The sequence below is a fragment of the Mycolicibacter virginiensis genome (genome assembly GCF_022374935.2).
GTDB classification, from domain to species: domain Bacteria; phylum Actinomycetota; class Actinomycetes; order Mycobacteriales; family Mycobacteriaceae; genus Mycobacterium; species Mycobacterium virginiense.
In genome coordinates, this window is sequence record NZ_CP092430.2 from 2033420 (window position 1) to 2058400 (window position 24981).

General features: G+C 66.5%; 23 protein-coding genes and 3 pseudogenes. 18 read left to right on the forward strand and 8 right to left on the reverse strand.

The window, feature by feature from the left end; translation table 11 throughout:
* The 9 genes from murD (at nt 1) to MJO54_RS09845 (ending at nt 10194) form a co-directional block, all read left to right on the forward strand.
* Nucleotides 1-1488 carry a UDP-N-acetylmuramoyl-L-alanine--D-glutamate ligase gene (gene murD, locus MJO54_RS09805; RefSeq protein ID WP_064888322.1) on the forward strand — a complete coding sequence of 496 codons (1488 nt, stop codon included), beginning with the start codon at nt 1-3 and terminating at the stop codon, nt 1486-1488.
* A complete protein-coding gene (ftsW, locus tag MJO54_RS09810; protein ID WP_064888323.1) occupies nt 1485-3026 on the forward strand; it encodes a putative lipid II flippase FtsW in 1542 nt (513 codons plus the stop codon). The genes murD and ftsW overlap by 4 nt, the downstream gene beginning before the upstream one ends.
* A 93-nt stretch (nt 3027-3119) precedes the next feature.
* On the forward strand, nt 3120-4175 hold the full coding sequence (gene murG, locus MJO54_RS09815) for an undecaprenyldiphospho-muramoylpentapeptide beta-N-acetylglucosaminyltransferase (protein ID WP_234783293.1): 1056 nt from the start codon (nt 3120-3122) through the stop codon (nt 4173-4175).
* Between the two features lie 108 nt (nt 4176-4283).
* Complete coding sequence (murC, locus tag MJO54_RS09820) at nt 4284-5768, forward strand: UDP-N-acetylmuramate--L-alanine ligase (RefSeq protein WP_046286520.1); 1485 nt, start codon at nt 4284-4286, stop codon at nt 5766-5768.
* 176 nt (nt 5769-5944) lie between these two features.
* Complete coding sequence (locus MJO54_RS09825) at nt 5945-6760, forward strand: cell division protein FtsQ/DivIB (protein ID WP_234783294.1); 816 nt, start codon at nt 5945-5947, stop codon at nt 6758-6760.
* A gap of 312 nt (nt 6761-7072) precedes the next feature.
* Nucleotides 7073-8236 (forward strand): cell division protein FtsZ, encoded by a 1164-nt coding sequence (gene ftsZ, locus MJO54_RS09830; protein ID WP_046286521.1) that lies wholly within the window; start codon nt 7073-7075, stop codon nt 8234-8236.
* Between the two features lie 65 nt (nt 8237-8301).
* A complete protein-coding gene (pgeF, locus tag MJO54_RS09835) occupies nt 8302-9009 on the forward strand; it encodes a peptidoglycan editing factor PgeF (RefSeq protein ID WP_240175861.1) in 708 nt (235 codons plus the stop codon).
* A gap of 155 nt (nt 9010-9164) precedes the next feature.
* The gene (locus MJO54_RS09840) at nt 9165-9833 is read left to right on the forward strand and encodes a cell division protein SepF (protein WP_105295806.1); all 669 of its coding nucleotides are present in this window, start codon (nt 9165-9167) and stop codon (nt 9831-9833) included.
* Between the two features lie 70 nt (nt 9834-9903).
* A complete protein-coding gene (locus MJO54_RS09845; RefSeq protein ID WP_024440472.1) occupies nt 9904-10194 on the forward strand; it encodes a YggT family protein in 291 nt (96 codons plus the stop codon).
* Between the two features lie 19 nt (nt 10195-10213).
* On the opposite strand, the gene MJO54_RS09850 is transcribed toward MJO54_RS09845, so the two are convergent.
* The gene (locus tag MJO54_RS09850; protein ID WP_064888327.1) at nt 10214-11011 is read right to left on the reverse strand and encodes a DUF2249 domain-containing protein; all 798 of its coding nucleotides are present in this window, start codon (nt 11009-11011) and stop codon (nt 10214-10216) included.
* 518 nt (nt 11012-11529) lie between these two features.
* Between MJO54_RS09850 and wag31 the strand changes: the two genes are divergently transcribed.
* The 3 genes from wag31 (at nt 11530) to MJO54_RS09865 (ending at nt 13837) form a co-directional block, all read left to right on the forward strand.
* Entirely contained in the window at nt 11530-12333 is an 804-nt protein-coding gene (gene wag31 / locus MJO54_RS09855) for a DivIVA-like cell division protein Wag31 (RefSeq protein ID WP_046286882.1), read from the forward strand.
* A 44-nt stretch (nt 12334-12377) separates the two neighbouring features.
* Nucleotides 12378-12722, forward strand: coding sequence for a hypothetical protein (locus MJO54_RS09860; protein ID WP_046286883.1), 345 nt, complete (start codon nt 12378-12380; stop codon nt 12720-12722).
* Nucleotides 12723-12838: 116 nt separating this feature from the next.
* Complete coding sequence (locus tag MJO54_RS09865; protein WP_240175862.1) at nt 12839-13837, forward strand: IS481 family transposase; 999 nt, start codon at nt 12839-12841, stop codon at nt 13835-13837.
* Here MJO54_RS09865 and MJO54_RS09870 read toward each other — a convergent pair.
* Together MJO54_RS09870 and MJO54_RS09875 are read right to left on the reverse strand one after the other, a co-directional pair.
* Nucleotides 13834-14547 carry a phosphoribosyltransferase gene (locus tag MJO54_RS09870; RefSeq protein WP_046286884.1) on the reverse strand — a complete coding sequence of 238 codons (714 nt, stop codon included), beginning with the start codon at nt 14545-14547 and terminating at the stop codon, nt 13834-13836. The two genes, MJO54_RS09865 and MJO54_RS09870, sit on opposite strands and share 4 nt — an antisense overlap.
* A gap of 288 nt (nt 14548-14835) precedes the next feature.
* Entirely contained in the window at nt 14836-16029 is a 1194-nt protein-coding gene (locus MJO54_RS09875; RefSeq protein ID WP_205843467.1) for an ATP-binding protein, read from the reverse strand.
* A 685-nt stretch (nt 16030-16714) separates the two neighbouring features.
* Here MJO54_RS09875 and MJO54_RS09880 point away from each other — a divergent pair.
* A complete protein-coding gene (locus MJO54_RS09880; protein ID WP_240175863.1) occupies nt 16715-17926 on the forward strand; it encodes an IS481 family transposase in 1212 nt (403 codons plus the stop codon).
* A 149-nt stretch (nt 17927-18075) separates the two neighbouring features.
* On the opposite strand, the gene MJO54_RS09885 is transcribed toward MJO54_RS09880, so the two are convergent.
* The 5 genes and pseudogenes from MJO54_RS09885 to MJO54_RS09905 form a co-directional block, all read right to left on the reverse strand.
* The gene (locus MJO54_RS09885) at nt 18076-18510 is read right to left on the reverse strand and encodes a type II toxin-antitoxin system VapC family toxin (RefSeq protein ID WP_046286737.1); all 435 of its coding nucleotides are present in this window, start codon (nt 18508-18510) and stop codon (nt 18076-18078) included.
* A 3-nt stretch (nt 18511-18513) separates the two neighbouring features.
* Nucleotides 18514-18968 (reverse strand): annotated as a pseudogene (locus tag MJO54_RS09890) (type II toxin-antitoxin system Phd/YefM family antitoxin).
* Between the two features lie 487 nt (nt 18969-19455).
* The gene (locus MJO54_RS09895) at nt 19456-20034 is read right to left on the reverse strand and encodes a carboxymuconolactone decarboxylase family protein (RefSeq protein WP_036428816.1); all 579 of its coding nucleotides are present in this window, start codon (nt 20032-20034) and stop codon (nt 19456-19458) included.
* Nucleotides 20031-21167: a zinc-dependent alcohol dehydrogenase gene (locus MJO54_RS09900; RefSeq protein WP_046286738.1), complete on the reverse strand. Its 1137-nt coding sequence runs from the start codon at nt 21165-21167 to the stop codon at nt 20031-20033. Before MJO54_RS09900 ends, MJO54_RS09895 begins: the two co-directional genes overlap by 4 nt.
* Nucleotides 21164-21532 (reverse strand): annotated as a pseudogene (locus MJO54_RS09905) (acetyl-CoA acetyltransferase); the annotation flags it as partial. The gene MJO54_RS09900 and the pseudogene MJO54_RS09905, both read right to left, overlap by 4 nt.
* Nucleotides 21533-21807: 275 nt before the next feature.
* Here MJO54_RS09905 and MJO54_RS09910 point away from each other — a divergent pair.
* The 5 genes and pseudogenes from MJO54_RS09910 to MJO54_RS09930 all read left to right on the forward strand — a co-directional run.
* Complete coding sequence (locus MJO54_RS09910) at nt 21808-22332, forward strand: TetR/AcrR family transcriptional regulator (RefSeq protein WP_008256180.1); 525 nt, start codon at nt 21808-21810, stop codon at nt 22330-22332.
* A 53-nt stretch (nt 22333-22385) separates the two neighbouring features.
* Nucleotides 22386-22823 carry a PaaI family thioesterase gene (locus MJO54_RS09915; RefSeq protein ID WP_046286743.1) on the forward strand — a complete coding sequence of 146 codons (438 nt, stop codon included), beginning with the start codon at nt 22386-22388 and terminating at the stop codon, nt 22821-22823.
* A complete protein-coding gene (locus tag MJO54_RS09920) occupies nt 22823-23734 on the forward strand; it encodes an alpha/beta fold hydrolase (protein WP_046286740.1) in 912 nt (303 codons plus the stop codon). The genes MJO54_RS09915 and MJO54_RS09920 overlap by 1 nt, the downstream gene beginning before the upstream one ends.
* Before the next feature lie 92 nt (nt 23735-23826).
* Nucleotides 23827-24405, forward strand: coding sequence for a TetR/AcrR family transcriptional regulator (locus MJO54_RS09925; RefSeq protein WP_174682934.1), 579 nt, complete (start codon nt 23827-23829; stop codon nt 24403-24405).
* A 147-nt stretch (nt 24406-24552) separates the two neighbouring features.
* Nucleotides 24553-24977, forward strand: a pseudogene (locus tag MJO54_RS09930) (IS1380 family transposase); the annotation flags it as partial.
* Nucleotides 24978-24981 lie beyond the last annotated feature (4 nt).

Consider the following 24981-nt stretch of genomic DNA (forward strand, 5'->3'; position numbering starts at 1 on the left):
ATGACGCCCGAACCGGGGTTGGGCGCGCTGTCCGCCGGCGCGCGGGTGCTCGTCGCGGGGGCCGGGATCACCGGCCGTGCCATCGTGAAGGCGTTGACGCCCTTCGGGCTGGACGTGACGCTGTGCGACGACAACGCGGCCGCGCTGGGCGCCTATTCCGAGGTCACGACCTGCAGCCCGACGGAAGCCGCGGCGCAGATCGGCGGCTACACGCTGGTGATCACCAGCCCCGGATTCGGCCCGGACACACCGGTACTGGCCGCCGCCGCGGCGGCCGGGGTGCCGATCTGGGGTGATGTGGAGCTGGCCTGGCGGCTCGACGTCGCGGGCCACTACGGGCCGGCGCGTCGCTGGCTGGTGGTGACCGGCACCAACGGCAAGACCACCACCACGTCGATGCTGTACGCCATGCTGTCCGCCGCGGGCCGGCGTGCCCAGTTGTGCGGCAACATCGGCAGTCCCGTGCTGGACGTGCTGGGACCGCCGCATGAATCCGAACTGCTGGCCGTCGAGCTGTCCAGCTTCCAGCTGCACTGGGCCCCGTCGTTGCGGCCGGAGGCCGGCGCGGTGCTCAACATCGCCGAGGACCACCTGGACTGGCACGGCAGCATGGCCGCCTACACCGCCGACAAGGCCCGCGCGCTGGCCGGCCGGGTGGCGGTGGTCGGGATGGACGACGCCCCTGCCGCGGCCCTGCGCGACACCGCGCCCGCCCCGGTCAAGGTGGGTTTCCGGCTCGGCGAACCGGCGCCCGGTGAGCTTGGCGTGATCGACGGCATGCTGGTGGACCGGGCCTTTGTGGCCGAGGGGGTCGACGAGGTCGCGCTGGCCCCGGCGGCGTCGATACCGGTGCCCGGCCCGGTCGGGATTCTGGATGCGCTGGCGGCCGCCGCGCTGGCCCGCAGTGTCGACGTGCCCCCGCAAGCGATCGCCGAGGCGCTGGCATCGTTCCAGGTCGGGCGGCATCGCGCCGAGCTGGTCGTGGTCGACGGCGGGATCAGCTACGTCGACGACTCCAAGGCCACCAACCCGCATGCGGCCGAAGCGTCGGTGCTGGCCCATCAGCGGGTGATCTGGGTGGCCGGCGGACTGCTCAAGGGCGCCTCGATCGAGCCGACCGTCGCCAGAATCGCCCCTCACCTGGCCGGGGCCGTGCTGATCGGCCGAGATCGCGGCGAGGTTGCCAAGGCGTTATCACGACACGCACCGGATGTCCCCGTCGTCCACGTTGTGACGGGCGAGGATATTGATATGGGTGATACTGCTGTGTCTCCAGTTACTCATGTGAAGCGAGTAGCTGATGGGGCCGATGAGACGCTGGGGTCACGGGTGATGACAGCGGTGGTGGCCGCCGCTCGCGACCTGGCCCGGCCCGGTGACACGGTGCTGCTGGCTCCGGCGGGGGCATCCTTCGACCAGTTCGCCGGCTACGGCGCCCGGGGCGACGCGTTCGCCGCCGCCGCACGTTCCGCGGCAGGATCGGTGTGATCGGCATCCTGGCCCGGCTGCGGCGGGATGCCGGGGCCCCAGAAGCCGCTGCCGCCTCCTCCGAAGAAGCCGCGGACAAGGCCGCCAAGGCCGAGCCGCGCACCCGGTTCGGCGCCTGGCTGGGCCGGCCGATGACGTCGTTTCATCTGATCGTGGCGGTGGCCGCGCTGTTGACCACGCTCGGCTTGATCATGGTGCTGTCGGCATCCGGGGTGGAGTCCTACGGCACCGACGGGTCCGCGTGGCGGATCTTCGGCAAGCAGGTGCTGTGGACCGTGATCGGGCTGATCGGCTGTTATGTGGCGTTGCGCATGCCGGTCCGGTTCATGCGCCGCATGGCTTTTGCCGGTTTCGCTTTCACCATCGTGCTGCTGGTGCTGGTGCTGATCCCGGGCATCGGCACGCTCTCCAACGGTTCCCGCGGCTGGTTCGTCATCGCCGGCTTCTCCATGCAGCCCTCCGAGCTGGCCAAGATCGCCTTCGTCATCTGGGGAGCACACCTGTTGGCGAGCCGGCGCATGGAGCGGGCGACGCTGGCTGAAATGCTCGTCCCGCTGGTGCCGGCCGCCGTGGTCGCACTGGTGCTGATCGTCGCCCAGCCCGACCTCGGGCAGACGGTCTCGCTGGGCATCATCCTGCTGTCGCTGTTGTGGTACGCCGGTCTGCCGTTGCGGGTGTTCCTCACTTCGCTGGCGGCCATCGTCGCCGCCGCCGCGATCATGGCGGTGACCGAGGGCTACCGCTCCGACCGGGTGCGGTCCTGGCTGGACCCCGACGCCGACCTGCAGGGCGCCGGGTACCAGGCGCGACAGGCGAAGTTCGCGCTGGCCAACGGCGGCATCTTCGGCGACGGCCTGGGGCAGGGCACCGCGAAATGGAACTACCTGCCCAATGCGCACAACGACTTCATCTTCGCCATCATCGGCGAGGAGCTCGGCTTCATCGGCGGTTTTGGGCTGCTGGCGCTGTTCGGGCTGTTCGCCTACACCGGCATGCGGATCGCCAAGCGCTCGGCGGACCCGTTCCTGCGGCTGCTGACCGCCGCCACCACGATGTGGGTGATCGGCCAGTCGTTCATCAATGTCGGCTACGTGATCGGGCTGTTGCCGGTCACCGGAATCCAGCTGCCGCTCATTTCCGCGGGCGGAACCTCCACGGCGACAACGCTGTTCATGGTCGGCATCATGGCCAACGCGGCCCGGCACGAGCCGGAGGCGGTGGCGGCGCTGCGCGCCGGCCAGGACGACCGGATGAACCGGATTCTGCGGTTGCCGCTGCCCGAGCCGTATTCGCCGACCCGTCTGGAGGCCCTGCGCGACCGGTTGCGGTCGCGCCCGCAGCCGGCCGCACGGCAACGAACGGCCCAGACGACTCGACCGGCTCCGGCCCGGTCGGGTCGGCAGCGCGCCGCAGCGCAGGCTCCGGCCCGGGCAGCCGGTCGAGGCGCCGGGCGCGCAGGGCAAAATGGAGGCGGCCGGCGTCACGCCGGGGCGCGTCCGACTGGCGGACGCGTACGCGCATTGGAAGGTCAGCGATAGGCGGTGAACGACTCGGTCATCTCATCGGACCGCGGTGCGTCGTTATCGGTAGTCCTCGCCGGCGGGGGCACTGCCGGCCATGTCGAACCTGCGATGGCGGTCGCCGATGCGCTCCGTGCCCTGGACGCCGACGTCCGGATCACCGCGTTGGGCACCGCCCGAGGTCTGGAGACCCGGTTGGTGCCGGCCCGCGGTTACGACCTGGAGTTGATCACCCCGGTGCCGTTGCCCCGCAAGATCAATGCCGACCTGGCCCGGCTCCCGTTGCGGGTGCTGCGGGCGGTTCGGGAGACCCGGGCGGTACTGCGCGACGTGCAGGCCGATGTGGTGATCGGCTTCGGCGGCTATGTGGCGCTGCCGGCATATCTGGCCGCACGCGGTCTCGGTGCCAAGCGGGTGCCGGTGGTGATCCACGAGGCCAATGCCCGCGCCGGCCTGGCCAATCGGGTCGGCGCCCGGGGCGCGCGGCGGGTGCTGTCGGCCGTTCCTGATTGCGGCCTGGCCGACCCCGAGGTGGTCGGGGTGCCGGTGCGGGCGGCGATCACCAACTTGGACCGGGCTGCGCTGCGAGCGGAGGCCCGCGCCGAATTCGGCTTCGCCGATGACGCCCGGGTGCTGCTGGTCTTCGGCGGATCGCAGGGCGCCCGCTCGATCAACCAGGCGGTGGCCGGTGCGGCCAAACATCTTGCCGCTGCGGGCGTTTCGGTGTTACACGCGCACGGACCGAAGAACACCCTAGACCTGCCGCCGGCCGGCGCAGGTGATCCGCCCTACGTCGCGGTGCCCTATCTGGACCGGATGGACCTGGCGTATGCGGCTGCGGACCTGGCGATCTGCCGTTCGGGGGCGATGACGGTTGCCGAAGTGTCGGCGGTCGGTCTGCCCGCGGTGTACGTGCCGCTGCCGATCGGCAACGGCGAACAGCGCCTTAACGCGCTTCCGGTGGTCAACGCCGGGGGCGGAATCCTGGTCGACGACGCGCAGCTGACCCCGGATTTCGTGGCCGACACCGTCGCCGGGCTGCTCACCGACACCGCGCGGCTGGCCGCGATGACCAGCGCCGCGGTCCTGGCCGGGCACCCGGAGGCGGCACGACGGGTGGCTTCCGTCGCACTGGACGTCGCGAGCGCAGCGAGGGACGGCCAGTGAGCGGCATGAGCAGGGTCGCACTGGACGTCGCGAGCGCAGCGAGGGAGGGCCAGTGAGCGGCATGAGCAGGGTCGCACTGGAAGTCGCGAGCGCAGCGAGGGGCGGCCAGTGAGCGCCGACCAGCTGCCGCCGGAGCTGAGCCGGGTACACATGGTCGGCATCGGGGGAGCGGGCATGTCCGGAATCGCCCGCATCCTGCTGGACCGCGGGGGGCTCGTCTCGGGCTCGGATGCCAAGGAGTCCCGCGGGATTCACGCGCTGCGCGCCCGGGGCGCGCAGGTGCGCATCGGACACGACGCGTCGGCCCTGGATCTGCTGCCCGGTGGGGTCACCACGGTGGTCACCACCCACGCGGCGATTCCCAAGACCAACCCCGAGCTCGTCGAGGCCCGTCGGCGCGGCATCCCGGTGGTGTTGCGACCGGCGGTGCTGGCGAAGCTGATGGCCGGGCGCACCACGCTGATGGTCACCGGCACCCACGGCAAGACCACCACCACATCGATGCTGGTGGTCGCGTTGCAGCACTGTGGACTCGATCCGTCGTTCGCGGTCGGTGGCGAATTGGGTTCTGCCGGTGCAGAAGCCGGCACCAACGCCCATCACGGCAGCGGGCCGCTGTTCGTCGCCGAGGCCGACGAGAGCGACGGATCGCTGTTGGAGTACACCCCCAACGTCGCGGTGGTGACCAACATCGAGGCGGACCACCTCGACTTCTTCGGCAGTGCCGAGGCCTACACGCAGGTGTTCGACGCGTTCGTCGAGCGCATTGCGCCGGGTGGGGCAGTGGTGGTGTGCGTCGATGACCCCGGCGGCGCCGAGCTGGCCGAGCGCACTGCGGCGCAGGGCATCCGGGTGCTGCGTTACGGCACCGAACGCCCTGGGACGACGGCGCTCGACGGTGAGCTGGTCGCCTGGGAGCAACAGGGCACCGGTGCGGTCGCCGAGATCATGCTGGCCGGAACGGGCGAGCGCAGGGCGATGCGACTGTCGGTGCCCGGACGCCACATGGCACTTAATGCGCTCGGCGCGCTGCTGGCGGCGGTCGAGGTCGGCGCGCCGCTGGATGCGGTGCTCGACGGCCTGGCCGGGTTCGACGGGGTGCGCCGCCGATTCGAGCTGGTCGGCTCGGCGGGCGTCACGGGATCGGTGCGGGTCTTCGACGACTACGCACACCATCCCACCGAGATCGCCGCGACCTTGACCGCGGTTCGGGCCTTGCTGGACGAGCGTGGAACCGGGCGCAGCCTGGTGGTGTTCCAGCCGCATCTGTATTCGCGGACAAAGGAGTTCGCCGCCGAGTTCGGCCGGTCGCTGAACGGCGCCGACGAGGTTTTCGTCCTCGACGTCTACGGTGCGCGCGAGCAGCCGTTGCCTGGGGTGAGCGGCGCCAGTGTCGCCGAACATGTCAGTGTGCCGGTGCATTACCTCCCGGACTTCTCGGCGGTGCCCGAGGCGGTGGCGGCGGCCGCCGGTCCGGGTGACGTGATCATCACCATGGGCGCCGGCGACGTCACCATGCTGGGCCCGGAGATCGTCACCGCGCTGCGGGCACGCACCGATCGCACCCCTCCCGGCAGCCGGGGCGTGCTGTGACCGTGCCGCCCGAAACCCCGGCCGTTCCACCGGAGGACCCGGACGACGCCGCGGACGTCCCCGAAAGCGAAGCCGCCGAAGCCGCCGAGCCCGACCCGGATGTTGTCCCGCAGGGCGAAGCCGGCGCAGTCGCCTCGGAGGACCCAGAGGCCGAAGCCGCCGACGAGCCCGCCGAAGTGGAGGGACCGCGGCGCCGGGCCCGCCGAGAACGCGCGGAGCGGCGCGCCGCGCAGGCACGTGCCGAGGCGATCGAACAGGCCCGCCGCGAGGCGAAGCGGCGACTGCGCACGGGTTCTGCCGAGCCGGCGAAAGGCGTTCCCCGCGGCACCATTCGGGGCCTGAAGATGGTGTTGGCGGTCTTCCTGGCGGCGGTGCTCGTGGTCGGGCTCGGGTTGATCTTGTACTTCACCCCGTTGATGTCGGTGCGCGAGATCGAGGTCAGCGGTATCGCGACGGTGACCCGTGAGGAAGTGCTGGACGTGGCGCGGGTGCAGCTGGGAACGCCATTGCTGCAGATCGACACCGGCAGTGTGGCCGATCGGGTCGCGACGATCCGACGGGTGGCCAGCACCCGGGTGCAGCGGCAGTATCCCTCGGTGCTGGGGATCGCGGTGGTTGAGCGAGTACCGGTGGTCTACAAGGACTTTCCCGACGGCCCGCACCTGTTCGACCGGGACGGCGTCGACTTCGCGACCGGTGCGCCGCCGAGGATGCTGCCGTTCTTCGACGTGGACAATCCCGGCCCGGCGGACCCGTCCACCCTGGCCGCCCTGCAGGTGATGACCTCGCTGGCGCCCGAGGTGGCCGGGCAGATCAGCCGGGTGGCCGCCCCGTCGGTGGCGTCGATCACCCTGACGCTGGCCGATGGCCGGGTGGTGGTCTGGGGCAACACCGACCGCACCGCGGAGAAGGCCCAGAAGCTGGCGGCGTTGTTGACCCAGCCCGGCCACACCTATGACGTGTCGAGTCCGGACCTGCCGACCGTCCGGTAGCGCCGTCCACCACCCCCGCCGAGCGTGAAGATAGCTTCACGCTCGAGGGTTCAACGTGAGGCCACCTTCACGCTCGGCGGACGAGGGTCAACGGGAAGACCCGTCCTACAGGAAAATTCGCCGGGCGTGTCTCGGCGCGTCGGCGCCGATGACGGCGCAGGCGGCCCTACTGTGGCGGTTGCGCGGAACAACTTGACATAACTCTAAGCCTTTGGTTGAGGTTGAGGGTTTTGTTGAAGACAGAATCGGGGAGTTCCGCGTCAAGCCCGGCCCGAGAGAGGACTCCAATCCCACCAGGGAGGAAGACGAACGATGACCCCACCGCACAACTATCTGGCCGTCATCAAAGTCGTGGGTATCGGTGGTGGCGGTGTCAATGCCGTCAACCGGATGATCGAGCAGGGCCTCAAGGGCGTTGAGTTCATCGCGATCAACACCGACGCGCAGGCATTGCTGATGAGCGACGCCGACGTCAAACTCGACGTCGGCCGTGACTCCACCCGCGGCCTCGGTGCCGGCGCCGACCCCGAGGTGGGTCGTCGGGCCGCCGAAGACGCCAAGGATGAGATCGAGGAGCTGCTGCGCGGCGCCGACATGGTGTTCGTCACCGCCGGCGAGGGTGGCGGCACCGGCACCGGCGGTGCCCCGGTGGTCGCGACCATCGCCCGCAAGCTCGGCGCACTAACCGTCGGCGTGGTCACCCGGCCGTTCTCGTTCGAGGGCAAGCGGCGCAGTAACCAGGCCGAGAACGGCATCACCGCACTGCGGGAGAGCTGCGACACCCTGATCGTGATCCCCAATGACCGGCTGCTGCAGATGGGCGACGCCCAGGTCTCGCTGATGGACGCGTTCCGCAGCGCCGACGAGGTGCTGCTCAACGGTGTTCAGGGCATCACCGACCTGATCACCACCCCCGGCCTGATCAACGTGGACTTCGCCGACGTCAAGGGCATCATGAGCGGCGCCGGCACCGCACTGATGGGCATCGGATCGGCCCGCGGTGACGGCCGAGCGCTCAAGGCCGCCGAGATCGCGATCAACTCGCCGCTGCTGGAAGCCTCGATGGAAGGCGCCCAGGGCGTGCTGATGTCGGTCGCCGGCGGCAGCGACCTGGGGCTGTTCGAGATCAACGAGGCGGCATCGCTGGTGCAGGACGCCGCGCACCCCGAGGCCAACATCATCTTCGGCACCGTGATCGACGACTCCCTCGGCGACGAGGTGCGGGTCACGGTGATCGCGGCCGGCTTCGACTCGGCGGGCTCCGGCCGTAAGCCGGTGACCGGTACCGCCGGTGCGGCCCGGCACGCGATGGCGCCCGGACAGGCCGGCAAGGTCACCTCGTCGCTGTTCGACCCGGTGGATGCGGTCAGTGTGCCGGCTCCCACCAACGGTGCGACGGTCAGCGTCGGCGGGCGCAATGGCGACGACGGCTGCGACGACGACGACGTCGACGTGCCGCCGTTCATGCGGCACTGAATGGATGGCGCTGGCCCGCTTCGCCCGGCTCCGCCGCGCTCGCGACCACCGCTAGCCTCGAACGCATGACTTTTCGCATCCGGCGGGTGACGACCACCCGCTCCGGTGGTGTGTCGAAGGCTCCGTTCGACAGCTTCAATCTCGGCGACCACGTCGGCGATGACCCGGCCGCGGTGGCGGCCAATCGCGCGCGGTTGGCCAAGGCGACCGGCCTCGGTCCCGATCGGCTGGTGTGGATGAACCAGGTCCACGGCGATCATGTGGTGGTTGTCGACGGCCCGCGCGACACCCCGATCGACGCCACCGATGCTTTGGTGACTACCGTGCCCCGGCTGGCGATGGTGGTGGTGACCGCCGACTGCGTCCCGGTGCTGATGGCCGACGCCCGGGCCGGAGTGGTCGCCGCGGTCCATGCCGGCCGGGTCGGCGCGCAGCATGGTGTGGTCGCTCGCGCGCTGGAGTCCATGCTGGCGGCCGGGGCACGGGCCGGCGACGTTTCGGTTTTGCTGGGCCCGGCCGTCAGTGGGCTGCACTACGAGGTCCCCGCAGAGATGGCCGACGAGGTCGAGGCGGCACTGCCGGGCAGTCGCACGGTCACCTCGGCGGGCACTGTCGGACTGGATCTGCGGGCCGGAATCGCGCGTCAACTAAGGGGATTGGGCGTGCAGGCCATCGACGCCGACCCGCGTTGTACGGCCGCGGACCCGAAACTGTTCAGTCATCGACGCGACGGACTCACCGGTCGGCTGGCGTCTTTGGTGTGGCTGGGATGAGTGCGCGGTAGAGGTCGCTGGAGGGGGTGGGTGAAACCGGTGGGAGCTGTCCGCGTGTCGGTGCCGCGCCAACGCGCTCGCTGCCGTTACCGTCACCGTTATTAGTCACTTCAGTCACACCTTCATCACAGTCATCAGCCTAGAAGGGTCCAAGGATGAGCACACTCCACAAGGTCAAGGCCTACTTCGGGATGGCTCCTATGGAGGACTACGACGACGACTACTACGACGACGGCGATGACCGCGCCGGGTCGCGTGACTACGCGCCTCGGGCGGAGCGATTCGGCGAGGACGTTTTCGACCGCGTCGGCGGCCGTTCGGAGGGCCGCTACGACGACCGCTTCGAGGACCGCGACTACGACGACGCGCCCGCCGGCTACCGGGGCGGCTACGACGACGATGCCCGCGACCCGCGCTACCGCGCGCGTGAGTTCGATCGTCCCCGTGACTTCGAGCGCCGGTTCTCCTCGCTGCGCGGCTCGACCCGCGGCGCCCTGGCGATGGAGCCCCGCCGGATGGCGCAGATGTTCGACGAGAGCAGCCCGCTGTCGAAGATCACCACGCTGCGGCCTAAGGACTACAGCGAAGCTCGCACCATCGGCGAGCGGTTCCGCGACGGCACCCCGGTCATCATGGACCTGGTGTCGATGGACAACGCCGACGCCAAGCGGCTGGTCGACTTCGCGGCAGGCCTCGCCTTCGCCCTGCGCGGCTCCTTCGACAAGGTTGCGACCAAGGTCTTTCTGCTGTCGCCGGCCGACGTCGACGTCTCCCCGGAGGAGCGTCGCCGCATCGCCGAGACCGGTTTCTACGCCTATCGGTAGGCTGGAACGGCAGTCGAGCCGGTCAGCACTGCTGATGCGGGCACACCCTCGTCAGTAAGGTCGCATTCCGTTGGCGCTGTTCTTCACGATCCTTGGTATCGCGCTATTTGTCTTCTGGCTGTTGCTGATCGCCCGGATCGTCATCGAGTTCATCCGCTCGTTCAGCCGTGACTGGCACCCGACCGGTGCCACCGTGGTGATCCTGGAGCTGATCATGAGCATCACCGATCCGCCGGTGAAGCTGTTGCGACGGCTCATCCCGCAGTTGACCATCGGCGCGGTGCGCATCGATCTCTCGATCATGGTGCTGCTGCTGATCGCGTTCGTCGGCATGGAACTGGCCCTGCAGCACGCCGCGTGACGGCGGCGGCCCGGAGAACTCAGACCCGGGTCAGCCGCAACCGCCACGCCTCCGGCCCACGCTCCTCGTAGCCGACCGCCAGCCGACCACCGCTGCGCTCAGCGAGCTGGCGCAGCAGCGGAATCGGGTCGTGCGGGGCCACCAGTAGCAGCGATCCGCCCACCGGAACCGCGTCGAACGCACCGAACACCGTCGCATGCCTGATGGCGTGCGGAACCTCCCGCACGTCGAGCTCGGGGATCTCGTCGTCCTCCTCGCCGCAGCCGCACCCGGTGTGGCCGTCGTGCCTGTGGGGCGCGGGGCTGGGCTGGGCCGTGGGAGCCGGCCCGGAGGCGATGTCATCCAGGCCGGGCAGTTGGGCGGCCAGTGCGGCCAGCGAGACGCCGCTGGTCTGGGCGAGCGCGGGCAGCAGCAGGTCGGCGACCTTGCCCAGCACGGCCTCCAGCAGTACACGCAGGACCTCGGTGTGCGCGAGCACCTGCACCCGGTCGGTGCCATGGGCGATGCGCGCCGCCACTTGCTCGATCAGCTGGATGTCACCGAGCAGGCCTTCGACCAGCAGCCGCGAGCGCTCGACACCGGCCAGGGCCGGGAATATCAGCCCCACCGCGGCCTGTAACTGCGGTCGTACTACCTGGTCGATGGACGCCTGCACGGCCCGGTGAGCCTCGTCGAAGGCCGGCCCGGCGACTGCGGCCAACAACGCCGCACCCAGGGCGGCCTGGCGGCCGAGGAGTTCGGCGTAGCGAGATCGGATGTCGTCGACGGCTGCCGAGTCCGCTGCGCTGGTCGCCATGACCACGTCATTGGTTGTCATTCCCGAGTGTCCCTCCGGTCGGTCCCGCGCGGTTCGACCTCGTCATGAATATTTACGGGTCGCGATTGTGAATAATACGGTGCAGGTGGCCGCACCGGTACCCCTGCCGGTTGGGAGCGGTCCGTGGAGCGGCGGGCGACACGTTTGGACGCGTAGCGAAATAGATCACATTTCGCTGGTGGGGCGCCTAAGCACTTTGCTGCCCGCGGCTGGAACGACAGGGCCACACCGGGCTGCCGGCGGTAGCGCGAGGCCCAGTTCCCGGCGGTTTTGGTCTTGCCGCGGCGGCCTGCCGGCACCGCTCACCGGCCGGGATCGCCGATCGCCCTCAGAGGTTCCGTTTGCCAAAGCGTGATTTCTGTGGCAGCAATTTGAAATTCACTCTTAATATCGTTCACATTGCCGAGCGCAGCGGCGGATGTGACAGGATGGACGGCAGTTACACACGGCGAGCGTTTTCCCGGTCGACTATCGTGCCCGATCGGCGCTACCTACTACCTGACTCGAGGGGGCAGACGATGCCACTAACACCGGCCGACGTACATAACGTCGCGTTCAGCAAACCGCCGATTGGGAAACGCGGCTACAACGAGGACGAGGTCGACGCCTTCCTTGACTTGGTGGAGACCGAGCTGACGCGCCTCATCGAGGAGAACGCCGACCTGCGTCAGCGGGTGAGCGAGCTCGACCAGGACCTGGCCGCGGCCCGTGCCGGTGGCGGCGCCCAGTCGATTCCGTCGATCCCGGCCTACGAGCCCGCGCCGGAGCCGGTGGCACCGCCGCAGCCCGTGGTCGCCGCGCCGGCAGCCGAAGTGCCTTCCGAGGAGCAGCACCTCAAGGCCGCGCGCGTGCTGAGCCTGGCCCAGGACACCGCCGACCGGTTGACCGGCACCGCCCGGGCCGAGTCGGAGAAGATGATGGCCGACGCCCGCGCCAACGCCGACCAGATCCTCACCGAGGCACGCCAAACCGCGGAGACGACGGTCGCCGAAGCCCGCCAGCGCGCCGACGCCATGCTGTCGGACGCCCAGACCCGTTCGGAGACCCAGCTGCGCCAGGCTCAGGAGAAGGCCGACGCGCTGCAGGCCGACGCGGAGCGCAAGCACTCCGAGATCATGGGCACCATCAACCAGCAGCGCACCGTGCTGGAAGGTCGCCTCGAACAACTGCGCACCTTCGAGCGCGAGTACCGCACCCGGCTCAAGACCTACCTGGAATCCCAGCTCGAGGAGCTGGGCCAGCGCGGCTCGGCTGCACCGGTCGACAGCAGCGCCACCGGCGACGGCGGCGGGTTCAACCATTTCAACCGCGGCACCAACTGACCGTCGGAGTCGAGTAGTTCGCCCGTCGGACTGGAGGTGATTCGATGCTGGTCATCGCGTTGGTATTGGCGGTAATCGGCCTGGCCGCATTGGTGTTCGCCGTCGTCACCAGCAATGCGCTGGTGGCGTGGGTCTGCATCGGCGCGAGCGTGCTGGGCGTGCTGCTGCTGATCGTGGACGCCTTGCGGGAGCGGCGCGCGAATGCCCCAGTGATCGAGGCCCCCGTGGCTGCCGGGGACGCCGTCGATGAGGATGAGTTTCCCGCCGACGATGACGACAGTGTTGACATCGAGAACTCCGACGCCGCTGAGGTGGCGGACTTCGACGCTGAGGCCGCCGAGGCGGCCGAAGAAGCCGCCGACGATATCGCCGCGCACCCGGCCGATTAGCTGTGATGTCCAGGGAGGTTGTCCCGTTCGGTATCGGTGAGCCTGTGTGACAGGTGAAGGCCTCCGGTTGTGAAGTGGAGCTGTCTAAGAACCGCTTCACCAACCAGGAGGCCTTCGTGTCCCACGCTAACGCGGCGTTGACCCCGCGCGCTCGACTGCGTCTCGCCAAACTGATCGTCGAACAAGGCTGGACGTACGCTGCAGCGGCCAAAATGTTCATGGTCTGCGCCAAGACAGCCAAGAAATGGGCCGACCGCTACCGTGCCGAAGGCCCAGCCGGCATGGTCGACCGCAGCTCCCGACCGCACGTCAGCCCGACCAAGACCCCAACGGCCACGGTGCGCCGCATCGTGGCACTACGGTGGCGCCAGCGACTGGGCCCGCTGCAGATCGCCGGCCAGATCGGGATACCGGCCTCGACGGTGCATGCGGTGCTGACACGGTGTCGGATCAACCGGCTCTCACGCATCGATCGGGTTACCGGCGAACCGTTGCGCCGCTACGAGCACCCGTATCCCGGCTCGTTGATCCATGTCGATGTCACCAAGTTCGCCAACATCCCCGACGGCGGCGGACACAAATTCCTCAGCCAGCAACAGAGCAAGATCAATGCCCGAGCGACCGCTCGACGTACCGGTGAACGCGGCAACAGATACCGCCCGAGGATCGGAATCGCATTCCTGCACACCGTGATCGACGACTACTCCCGAATTGCCTACGCCGAAGTCTGCACCGACGAGAAGGCAGCCACCGCGATCGGTGTACTCGAACGAGCCACCTCGTGGTTTGCCAAGCACGGTGTCGTCGTCGAGCGGGTGCTGTCTGACAATGGATCGGCCTACCGGTCCTACGCCTGGCGCGATGCCTGCCGAGCTTTGAACATCACACCTAAACGAACCCGGCCCTACCGGCCCCAGACCAACGGCAAAATCGAGAGATTCCACCGCACCCTGGCCGACGGCTGGGCCTACGCCCAACTCTACGAATCCACCACCGAACGCAACACAGCACTACCAGGATGGCTGCACTTCTACAATCATCATCGAGCCCACTCCGCCCTCGGAGGCCAGCCACCGGTCACCCGACTGACCAACCTCCCTGGACATCACAATTAGCCGGCTGCTCGGCCGGTAGTCGGCGCGGCCAGCAGATCGCGGACTTCGTCGTCGTCGGTCTGGTCGAAGTCGCGATAGACCTGTCCCACGGCATCGAATGCGTCGGGGGTCGTGACGCACACGATGTCGTCGGCTTCCTGGGCGATCTTGCGGGATGCCGAGCGTGGGGCCACCGGCACGGCGACGATGATCGACGCCGGCTCGGCCGCCTGGACCGCCCGTACCGCCGCCAGCACACTCGCACCGGTGGCGATGCCGTCATCGACCAAGATCACCACCCGGCCGCGCAGATCGGCCGCCGGCCGGTCGCCACGGTAGGCACGCTCGCGGCGGCGTAGTTCGGTGGTCTCGCGCTCGATCACCGACTGCACCTCGTCGTCGTCGATACCGAGGCTGCGGACCACCTCGTCGTTCATCACCACCTGGCCGCCGGCCAGCGCGCCCATCGCCAACTCGGGCTGCTGCGGCACACCGAGCTTGCGGACCAGGAACACGTCCAGTGGCACGCGCAGGGCGGCGGCGACCTCCCAGGCGACCGGCACTCCGCCGCGGGCCAATCCCAGCACCACCACGCCCTGGGCGCCCGCTACGCCGGACAGGTAGTCGGACAGATAGCCCCTCAAAAGCTCAGCCAAGGCCCGGCCGGCGTCGTGGCGATCGCGAAAGGTGCGTGGCGCCGGCTGGCGAAGGTACGCGCCTGGACGAGTCATCTCCCCATCGAGCCTACGACGGTTGGGGCTTCAGTGATTCAGCTCGGCCCAATGCTAGGTGTTCCGACAGCGGTTCCCGCTGCCGCAGCCGGCCGAGATCGGAGCCTGATCCTGGCCGTGTCGCCGGAAGTTAGGGGCGTTGGACCGCCTTGGAGCGACACTTCCGGTCAATTTCGGCTCCCTGCAGCAGTTGTCGCTCAAAGCCGGGCGCAAGCCCACATGGTCGGAGCGGGCCGTAACCCATGACCCGACTCATCACAGGTGAGTGGGTTGGTGATCTCATGTGTTTCATGGGCGCAAGGCGGCAATGGGTATCACCTGGATTCCGTCTTTGCGGGTGTAGCCGTAGGTTGCCGTGGTGATGACGCCGAGGACGGCGGGTTCACCGGCTTTCTCCGTATCAATGGTGGAAGCGAACTTCAGCAGGGACGCGGCCGCGTCGTCGATTCGGCCGGGGCCGAGTTTCACTTCGAATGCCCCCCACGTCCCATCGGGAATTTGAAGGACGACATCAACCTCGACGCCGTTGCTGTCCCGATAGTGCGCCACGGTTCCGCGAAGGGGCGACGACAGTACCCGCAGGTCCCGCACCACCAGGGACTCGAACAGGAATCCGCCGAAACTGAGCTCGCCCAGTAGCCGTTTCGGGGTGCTGGCAAGTGCGGCGACCGCAAGGGAAGGATCGACGAAGTGGCGCTTGGGTTCTTGTCGTAGCGTCGCCCTGGATCGCAGGTGCGTTGACCATGCTGGCACGTCTTCGATGAGCATGAGCCGTTCGAGCGCGGCCAGGTAATCGTAGATAGTGGTTCGAGCGAGTGCTGTCTCGTTGTCGCCCAATGTTTCCCGCGCCAGCGCCGAGATCTTCACCTCGGTTGCGGTGTTCCGCGCCAGTGACATCAGCAATCGTCGCAGGCGTTCCGGGTCACGTCGCGGCCCAGAAACCGATGGGACATCGACTTCGCGTGCATGATCCAGGTAGTCGATATTGCGCTGCAGTGCGCTGGCGACAGAGCTGCCCAGGTTGGAGGGCCAGCCGCCGACTGCGATGCGGTCGATGATGTCTCGTACTCCCAGTCCGGGATCTGGACAGGATGTGTGCTGTCCGGCCAGGAGGCCGGCCACAGAGATTTCGCCGGTGGAATCGCCGACCTCGTACAGCGACATCGGGCGCATCGCGATCCTGGCGAACCGTCCGGCCCCGCTATGCCGTGTCACGTCGTCTGCCGGAGTCGATGAGCCGGTGAGGATGAACTGTCCGGCTGATCGCCGGTCATCGATAGCGCGCCGCACGTGATTCCACAGCGGGGTCCCGCCGATCTGCCATTCGTCGACGAGGCGTGGCGTCGCGCCCTCGAGGATCAGGGCTGGGTCCGCGTCGAGCGCGTCGCGGGCGCCGGGGTCGATGTCGAGTAGGACTTCGCTGGCGGAGGATTGGCGTGCGGTCCAGGTTTTCCCGCATGCCTTCGGGCCTTCCAGTACCACGGCGCCGGCGGAAGCCAGCCGGTCACTGAGGAGCTGGTCAGCGACTCGGGGCCGATACTCCATGCCTAAAGGCTACAGTTTGTGAGGATATATGACTACATTTTGTGGTAGATAGTCACTACACTTTGTTGATCTTGGGCCGAGGGCGCTGACGGAAGAGGTGGGACATGTCTCCCTCGGTCAGCTTCACGGTTTCTCTCAATGTGCGCACGTGGCAGCGCAAATGGCGCGACGTTCTCCATGAGCGCCAAGCGCTTGCCAACGAATACGCCCAACGCCGGCTGTGGGATGACGAGCTGACACACCACCACCGGCTACGACACGACCGCATCGACAAACACGGCAAACTCACCCTGCGCGTCAACGCCAAAACTGCACCACATCGGCATGGGCCGAACCCTCGCCCAAACCCCCGTCACCCTGCTCATCAGCGACCTCGACGTCCGCATCCTCGACGCCACCACCGGAGAACTACTGCGAGAATTCACCTCGACCCCACCCGCGACTACCAACCAACAGGCAAAGACCGCCACGCACGATGGCACCACAAACAAAAACAGACCGAACCCTGAGGGTTCGGCCTGTCCGGGATCTCCCGAGAGATCACAGTGTGTCCGTCCGAGGGGGTGTGATCCGTCAGGACATCCCGGACTGATGTCTCAAGACATCCCGGACAGTTCAGTGGGTGTCGAAAGCGCGCCTGGTCATCACTGCCGTGGTCCTGGAAGGCCGTCCCGCAGCGGAGGTCTGTGCCCGGTACGGCATCTCGAAGTCGTGGCTCTATGAGCTGCTGGCTCGCTACCGCGACGAAGGCGAGGCCGCGTTCGAACCGCGTTCCCGACGCCCACACACCTGCCCCACGGCGATACCGCCGGACACCATCGAGCTGATCGTGCGCCTGCGTAAGGAACTGACCCAAGCAGGCCTAGACGCCGGGCCGGCAACCCTGGTCTGGCACCTCAAACACCACCATCAGATCCGCGTATCGACGGCGACGGTCGCCCGGATCCTGACCCGCGAAGGCCTCATCACGCCCGCCCCGAAAAAGCGCCCGAAGGCCTCCTACATCCGCTTCGAAGCCGAAATGCCCAACCAAACCTGGCAATCAGACTTCACCCACTATCGCCTCACCGACGGCACCGACGTCGAAATCCTCACCTGGCTCGACGACCACTCCCGCTACGCCCTGCACTGCAGCACCCACACCCGCATCACCGCCCAAATCGTCCTAGCCACCTTCCGCCAAACCGCCTGCGAACACGGCCATCCCGCCTCAACACTGACCGACAACGGCATGGTCTACACCGTTCGATTCGCCAGCGGACGCGGCGGCCGTACTGCACTCGAAGCCGAACTCGCCCGCCTGCACATCCAGCAGAAAAACTCCCGACCCAACCACCCCACCACCTGCGGCAAGGTCGAACGATTCCAGCAGACCCTCAAAAAATGGCTACGCAGCCAACCCAACCAGCCACACAACGTCACCGAACTACAAACCCTCATCGACCACTTCGTCGACGAATACAACAACCGACGCCCCCACAGCTCACTGCCACACCGCGCAACACCAGCAGCGACCTACCACGCCCGCCCCAAAGCCATCCCCACCGTCGAACACCACCACGACAACCACCACCGCCTACGACACGACCGCATCGACAAACACGGCAAACTCACCCTGCGCGTCAACGCCAAAACTGCACCACATCGGCATGGGCCGAACCCTCGCCCAAACCCCCGTCACCCTGCTCATCAGCGACCTCGACGTCCGCATCCTCGACGCCACCACCGGCGAACTACTCCGAGAACTCACCTCGACCCCACCCGCGACTACCAACCAACAGGCAATGACCGCCACGCACGATGGCGCCAAAAACAAAAACAGACCGAACCATAAGGGTTCGGCCTGTCCGGGATCTCCCGAGAGATCACAACCGTGTCCGAGGGGGGACTTGGCCACTTACGACACGGGTTCTGACCTGGCGAATCGGTACCTGATCGTCATCCATGCCGGGGTCGACCCACCTCTGACGTCGAGCGGTCGGATTAGCGGTCGAGTTGGGCGGGGGCGAGTCGGCACCCGGCGGCTTGGGCTCCGGCGTGCAGGCGTCGGTCCCAAACGGCGACGATCAGGCCGGGGTCGCCGACTGCCAACGCGCTGGCCAGATGGACAGCGTCGGCTCCGCGCAAGGCATGGGCGCGGGCGAGGCGGCCGGCGTGCTGTTCAATTGTCGCGGTGAGTTCGACTGGGCGGGTGGCGGCCCAGAAGTCCTCCCAGTCACGCTCGGCAGCGGCGAGCTCGGATTCAGTTAGGTCGTGATTGCGGGCTGCTGCAGCGAGTGCGGCGCGGACTTCGGGGTAGGCCAGACGGCTGGACAATGCGGCGTCGCAGCCGTCCCATAGCGCGGACGCCAGCGAGCTCCCTGTCTCGGTGGTGAGAAGTTTGACGAAGGCGCTGGCGTCGAAGTAGACGAGCGGCACCGGTCAGCGCCGCTGGTCGCTGACCTGGTCAGACACCGGCCGCCGCGGCCTGGGCCGGGACCGTCCCGCAGCGACGGGCCGCTGCGCGGTGGCCCTGCCAATCACGCCTTCGGCCGTGAGACGCTCCAAGGTGCCTGCGCTGTCCAGCGCAGCGAGTCGCGCGACCGGAATCCCGCGGTCGGTGATGACGACCTCACCACCAGCCCGAACTCGATCGAGCCAATCGCTAAGGTGCGCGCGCAACTCGGTCACGGATACCTCCACACCGTGAACTGTACACTCGCTGAACCGTGATTTGTACATGTCACTCCTGAGTGTGGCAACGACGACCTGAGAGATTGACCTGCGCAAGCCGGAGGCGAGGTGGCAACGGGCCGGTACACCGATTCGTCCGCGGTGCTGGCGACGCCGAGACGGTCGATATCATGGTGGCTGGTGGCCTTCCGTCCAAGCTGCATCCGAAGGTGTTGCGGCGGAAGGTGTTTGCCGTCCCCGGTGGGACTTCGGCGCAGCTGGCGTTCGTGGTCAGCTGCATGGAGGCGGCAGCGCCTCGGTGTCGGACGCCGGGTCTAGCTTGCAGCAGCGGGCTCTTGAATTCTCTGCTTGAGGTGCTGTGTGCGGTGACTGCTGGCGATCGCCTTCATTGGCGTTCTGTTGCCAGCGACCCGATTGAACGACTCTCCCAGTAGTAACAGTTGGCCTGAGTCGCGAAGAACCTCGACATGCCTTGGATCGTATTCGTATGACGGAGCGTGCTTCAAGCTGGTGTAGGCGTCCCAGAACAGTTGGCTCCACATGTTTAGTTGGTGGCATTACCCCGAGACCGTGGCTATGAGACCGAAATCACAACTACCCGTTTGAAATTCAATAGCCCACAACTGACTAGGAACATAAGGGGTAACCGAGCTTCAACTTGGGTGCGATTGCTGAACAACCGGTTTTTACTCAATCGTCACGTCGAGGGGCTCGCCCATCGGGCGGCCAGGAGTCGGTACCCGACTCAAGCGGAATATTCAAGGATCGAAGCAGGATCGAAAAGAGCCGCCAATTGGCGATCGCTCCGACAAGTTCGACCAAAACCGCGTGATCGCCATTGAATGCCTTGTGGCACGCGGCCCAGTTTTCCTCGGCAATGACCCCGTCACGTACCACATCATCGGTCGCCGCCAGGACTGCACGCTCGGCATGGCCCAGACGATTGGAACTTTGCCAGTCACGCACCGCCAGAAGGTCATCCGAAGCCACACCGAGCAGCGTCGCGATTCGCCAATGCTGTGTCCACTCATATACCGACCCCGTTACCCAGCCGATGCGCATGATGATCAATTCGCGTAGCCGGGCGTCGAGCACACCGTTAAATAGCAGCGCCTCGAGCATTCCGTACAGGGCCACTGCGAGGCTCGGCTGGTGAAGTGCCACGCGAAATACTGACAGTTCTGCCATCTCTTCGGGCAGCCCACACTCGGCAGCCCGCAGCCGGGCCTGCTCAAGGTCGAGCATCGGTACGCGTTCCGTCCTCGTCACGTGACCTTTCTCTGTTGAAGCTCCGCATGCTGTGAGGGCGTGGGCACGAAGACGTTGTGCAGGGCCGCACTCGATTTGGCATTTTCATCTGCAAGCGAACTGAGCAGCGGCGCGAGACCAGCGAATCCGGTTGATTCTCTTGTGATCCGGTCGAACGGCCAGCGGCGCGTGGCCAGAATCTCGAGGGCTGCCCGGTAGGCGGGATACTCCACGCCGAGTGCACCGGAGATGTGTAATTCCTTATACACCAGCGTGTCTGGTTCAAAGCCGGGCGCGCCGCCTCCGCCGCGGGTGCCGGCAACCACGACCGTGCCGCCAGGCCTGGCAAGGGCGACGGCGTCGGCGAACGCGGAGGGTGCTTTGGCGGTGACATCGACGACCACGTCGGCAAGCTGTCCGCCTGTCTCACGCTGGAGCGCTGTCACTGCATCGTCCTGCGATACGTCGATGGGCAGGTCGACACCGAATGATCTGGCTATGGCCAGTCGCTGATCGTCGCGTGGACCGATGCCGGTCATCGCGACGAAAGCGGCTCCCGCCTCTTTCGCCGCCACCGCCGCGCAGATCCCGCGGATGCCCGGTCCCAGTATCGCTACGATACCCCCCGCCTTGGTGTCGGGAAGAGTTTTCCCCCATTGGATACCGGCCCCGAGAGGGTTGAACAACGTGGCGAGAACGGGGTCCATGTCTTCGGCAATCGGGAGTAGCATCGCGTCCCACGGAAGCTCCACATGGGTGGCGTATCCGCCCCATAACCCGGCGCCGATCTCCACGTCGACGAACCCGAACATGGTGGCGATGCCGTTCACCGCACATCGCCGGTATTCGCCGCGGCGACACTCCGGGCAGTCTCGGCAGGACCGGAACACCTCGACGGCCACGCGCTGGCCGGCCTGGACGCACAAGCGTTCGCTGGCCGCATTGCCGACATGTTCGACGATGCCGACGATTTCGTGACCTGGAACGAATGAGAAGCCGGCAGGCAGGTGTCCGGTGAATTGTTCGTGATCTGTACCGCATAGACCACATGCTTCAACTCGCAGGATCGCACCGCGGTCACCGACGTCGGGGATGGTCATCTGGCGCCGCTCCAGATTCCGCGGTCCGGTCAACACCATGGCCTCGGCGATCATGGAAGCTCGAATCCCGTGGACGACCCTGTGTTTCGGAGGCAAACCGTTCTGCCAACGTACATCTCGCCCGCCATCGCCTCGGCAATCTGCGGATCGTCGCTGCGTGCGACGACTCTTCGCCCGTCGGACAGGTGCGCGATGATCGGTGTCCATCGAGGTCGCCCGTCTCGGTCGTATTCGACCGTGTACCCGTCCACTGTCGCGCGACCGGTCGCCTCGTCGACGCCTGCGACGGCCAGCCGCGATGAATCGATCTGAGCTTGTTCGTCTGCCGTGTCGATCAGTCGCCACCCGGTTGGTGGAGGGGTGGCCGACCACACACCGACCGAATGTTTCGTCGAATACCAACCGAGGCCGGTGACGACGTCGTCCCCGCGATGGGTTACTTCGCCTACGCCGACCACCACCGGAGTACGCGCTTCTACCGACAATCGATCACTCGCTCAGGGCCACGGGCTGTTGTGAGACACGAATGCGATGGTGTCATATCTGCAGTCAAGCCACAATGGTGTGCGCCCGCGGCATACTGGCTGTTGTGTCGACGAAGTTGGTGCGATGGGGTGCCGCCGCGCCGTCAGATCGTGGTTCCGCTCGCGACCGATTGCTAGATGCTGCCGAGCGGTGCCTAGAGAGTTGCGGCGTGGTAGGCACGACCATGGAGGACATCGGCAGAACAGCGGGTGTCTCCAGGGCAACGGTGTATCGCTACTTCCCTAATCGGGAGGCGGTGATGTCGGGCGTCATCATTCGCGCCGCCGAGCGCTATCTCGATCGCATCAACCCCCGGATCGCGGAGCACACCGATCTGGGCTCCGCTCTCGTCGATTTCGTGGAATACACAGTTGAGGCCGCGCGCCGCGAAGAGATCATCGGATTGTTGTTCGGCAGCGACGAGGAACTCGCCGGCGTTGGCCTCGCGGCGGGGACCTCGACGTCACTCTTCGAACTCGTCACCGAGTTTCTCCGTCCCATCTTCAGGAGACACTGGAGTTACGTAGAACCGGGCGTCTCCGTCGACGACGCCGCCGAGTGGGTTCTCCGCACGATACTGAGCCTGCTGACTGTTCGAGGACCGCGGGAGCGCAGTCGTGACGGGCTCCGGACATTTCTTTCAAGGTTTCTCCTTCCCGCAATCCTGGCGAGCGACCATTGTCGACCGATGTGACAGACAAGGCGTAATGTCTCAACCACAGCTGAGGTAGGAGGCCGGACATGTCTGTGCAGTTCACCACGTTCAACCAGCAGGTCGCTGAACAACTGCAGAGCGCAGCAGAAACCACGGGCGGGTTGGCCGGTTACCTCGGCTTCCGGCACACTGACTTCACTGCTGGACGGCTCGTCGCGGAGATGGACGCACGCGACGACCTGAAGACGCCTTTCGGCAACTTGCATGGCGGCTGCTTGTCGGCCATGGTCGACCATTGCCTTGGAGTGGTGTTTTATCCCGTGATTCCGATGGGATCCTGGGTCGCGACGACGGAGTTCAAACTGAATTTGCTTCGTCCAGTTTCCAGCGGAACCTGTGTAGCCACGGCTGAGATCATCTCGCTGGGCAGAACCAGCGGTGTGGCACGTATCGACATCTGCAACGACGGCAGAGCGGTGTGTGCGGCGCAGGGCACCGTCACCGTCGTCGCACCGAAGGCCATCTCTTGATGTCTGCAAACAGAGCACATGATTTGTCCGCTCCTGTCGTCGAGCGCGTGCCCACGGTGGATGGGCTCTCGCTGGCGGTCGACTTCTACCGCTGTGACGGACCGCGGGCGGTCGTGTTGCTCCTTCACGGCGGTGGTCAGAGCCGGCACGCCTGGGATGTCACCGCCCAACGATTGCATCAGCGGGGCTACACCGTTGCCGCCTACGACGCAAGGGGACATGGTGACAGCGACTGGGATCCAGACGGACGCTATGACATCGAACGGCTGGGGTCCGACCTGTTGGCCGTGCGCGCGTACGCCGGCTCCGCCCGCCCAGTTGCCGCGATCGGGGCATCGTTGGGCGGTTTGACCATCCTCGGCACGCACTTGCTCGCCCCATCGGAGCTATGGCAGGCCGTCGTCCTGGTTGACATCACTCCGCGAATGCAGATGCACGGCGCCCGCCGAGTCCTATCGTTCATGTCGGCCCATCCCGAAGGTTTCGACAGCCTAGAGTCGGCCGCTGACGTGATCGCCGCCTACAACCCGCACCGCCCTCGCCCCGAAAACGTCGACGGCCTTCAAAAAGTCCTCCGCCGACGTGGAGACGGTCGCTGGGCCTGGCGATGGGATCCGGCGTTTGCGACGTCGAATTTTCAGTTCCTGCAGAGTGATTCAGACGACGGCGCAGAGGAGTTCGAGATGATGAGCGCATTCCTTGTCGATGGCGCGCGACAGGTGTCCGCGCCGGCGCTGCTGGTCCGCGGCCTGCTGTCGGACATAGTCTCCGAAGAGACAGTGAAGGATTTCCTCACCTTGGTTCCCCACGCGCAAACCGTTGACGTGTCAGGCGCGGGCCACATGGTTGCTGGCGACAACAACGACGCATTCTCGACGGCGGTCGTCGACTTTCTCGACCGTACCGTTTGACGCCAGTCGTCGGGCTGCGCGGGAGATCCCAGTTCGCCACCTATTCTGCTCGTATGCCAACTGATTCGGCGCGGATGTCGTTTCGCCGACATATCCGCGAGCAGGTCTTGAGGGCGACACGGGAACTCACCATTGAGAAGGGCTGGGAACAAGTCCGAGTGAGTGAGGTCGCCGAACTTGTCGGCGTCTCCCGACCGACGCTATACAAGGAGTTCGGCGATAAGCAGGGACTTGGTGACGCGCTCGTGGTGGCCGAGGGTCAGCGCTTCCTGGAGGGTATCCACGCCATTCTCGCCGAACACACCGGCGACGTTCAGGGCGGCATCACCGCAGCGGTGCGGTTCACCCTGCGTGAAGCAGAAGCCAGTCCGCTCCTGAAGTCGGTGCTGACGTCCAACCACTCAGGGGATGATCGCGCCGGTGCGCCGACGACGGGCGTTCTTCCTCTCCTGCCGACATCGGCGTCCCTGCTCCAGCTCTCCTCCGCGGCTTTGGTCGCGTGGTTTCACGACCACTTCGCCGATCTCGACTCCGAAGACGTCGAGGAGGTCGCAGACGTTCTGGTGCGGCTCACCGTGAGTCACGTCGTTCTTCCCTCCGCGGACATCGCCACCACGGGTGCGCGGATCTCGCGGGTGGCGCTCCGCTACCTCGGCGTTGGCTATAGATAGCTGTGACTTGAGCGGTCTTGGCCTCGATCCACTGACAATGGACTGTTTGTCGGGGTGTCGGGATAAGGAAAGTGCGTTCTGAGCTGGGAAGATTGATATTGTTCAGGCAACAATCGGTCCAGTTCGAGAACGGCACTTCCGGCGCGAGTGTCCCACACGTTCACCCCGCGGTCCGATGTGTTCGATGAGGATATCTGGTGTCGTGCGCGGGCCTGGTGCCGGTGATGGCGCTGGCTGAGCAGGCAGGCCTATCGGAGTTGTTGGCCAACAAGATTCACATCGCAGCTCCCAGGGTCAAGTCGAGGTCGGCCAATCCGGCTCCGAAACTGGCCACCCTGATCGCGAGCATGTAAGCGGGCGCGGATTACATCGATGATGTCGACCTGGTCCGCGCTGGCGGCATAAATCCCTTTTTCCGCCGGGTGTATCCCCCGTCAACGATGGGAACGCTGTTGCGGGAGTTCACTTTCGGTCATGCCCGCCAATTGGATTCGGTGCTGGCCGAGCATCTGGCCGGCTTGTGTGACCGGGTGAATCTGCTGCCCGGCGCGCAGGCTCGGGCCTCCATCGAACACC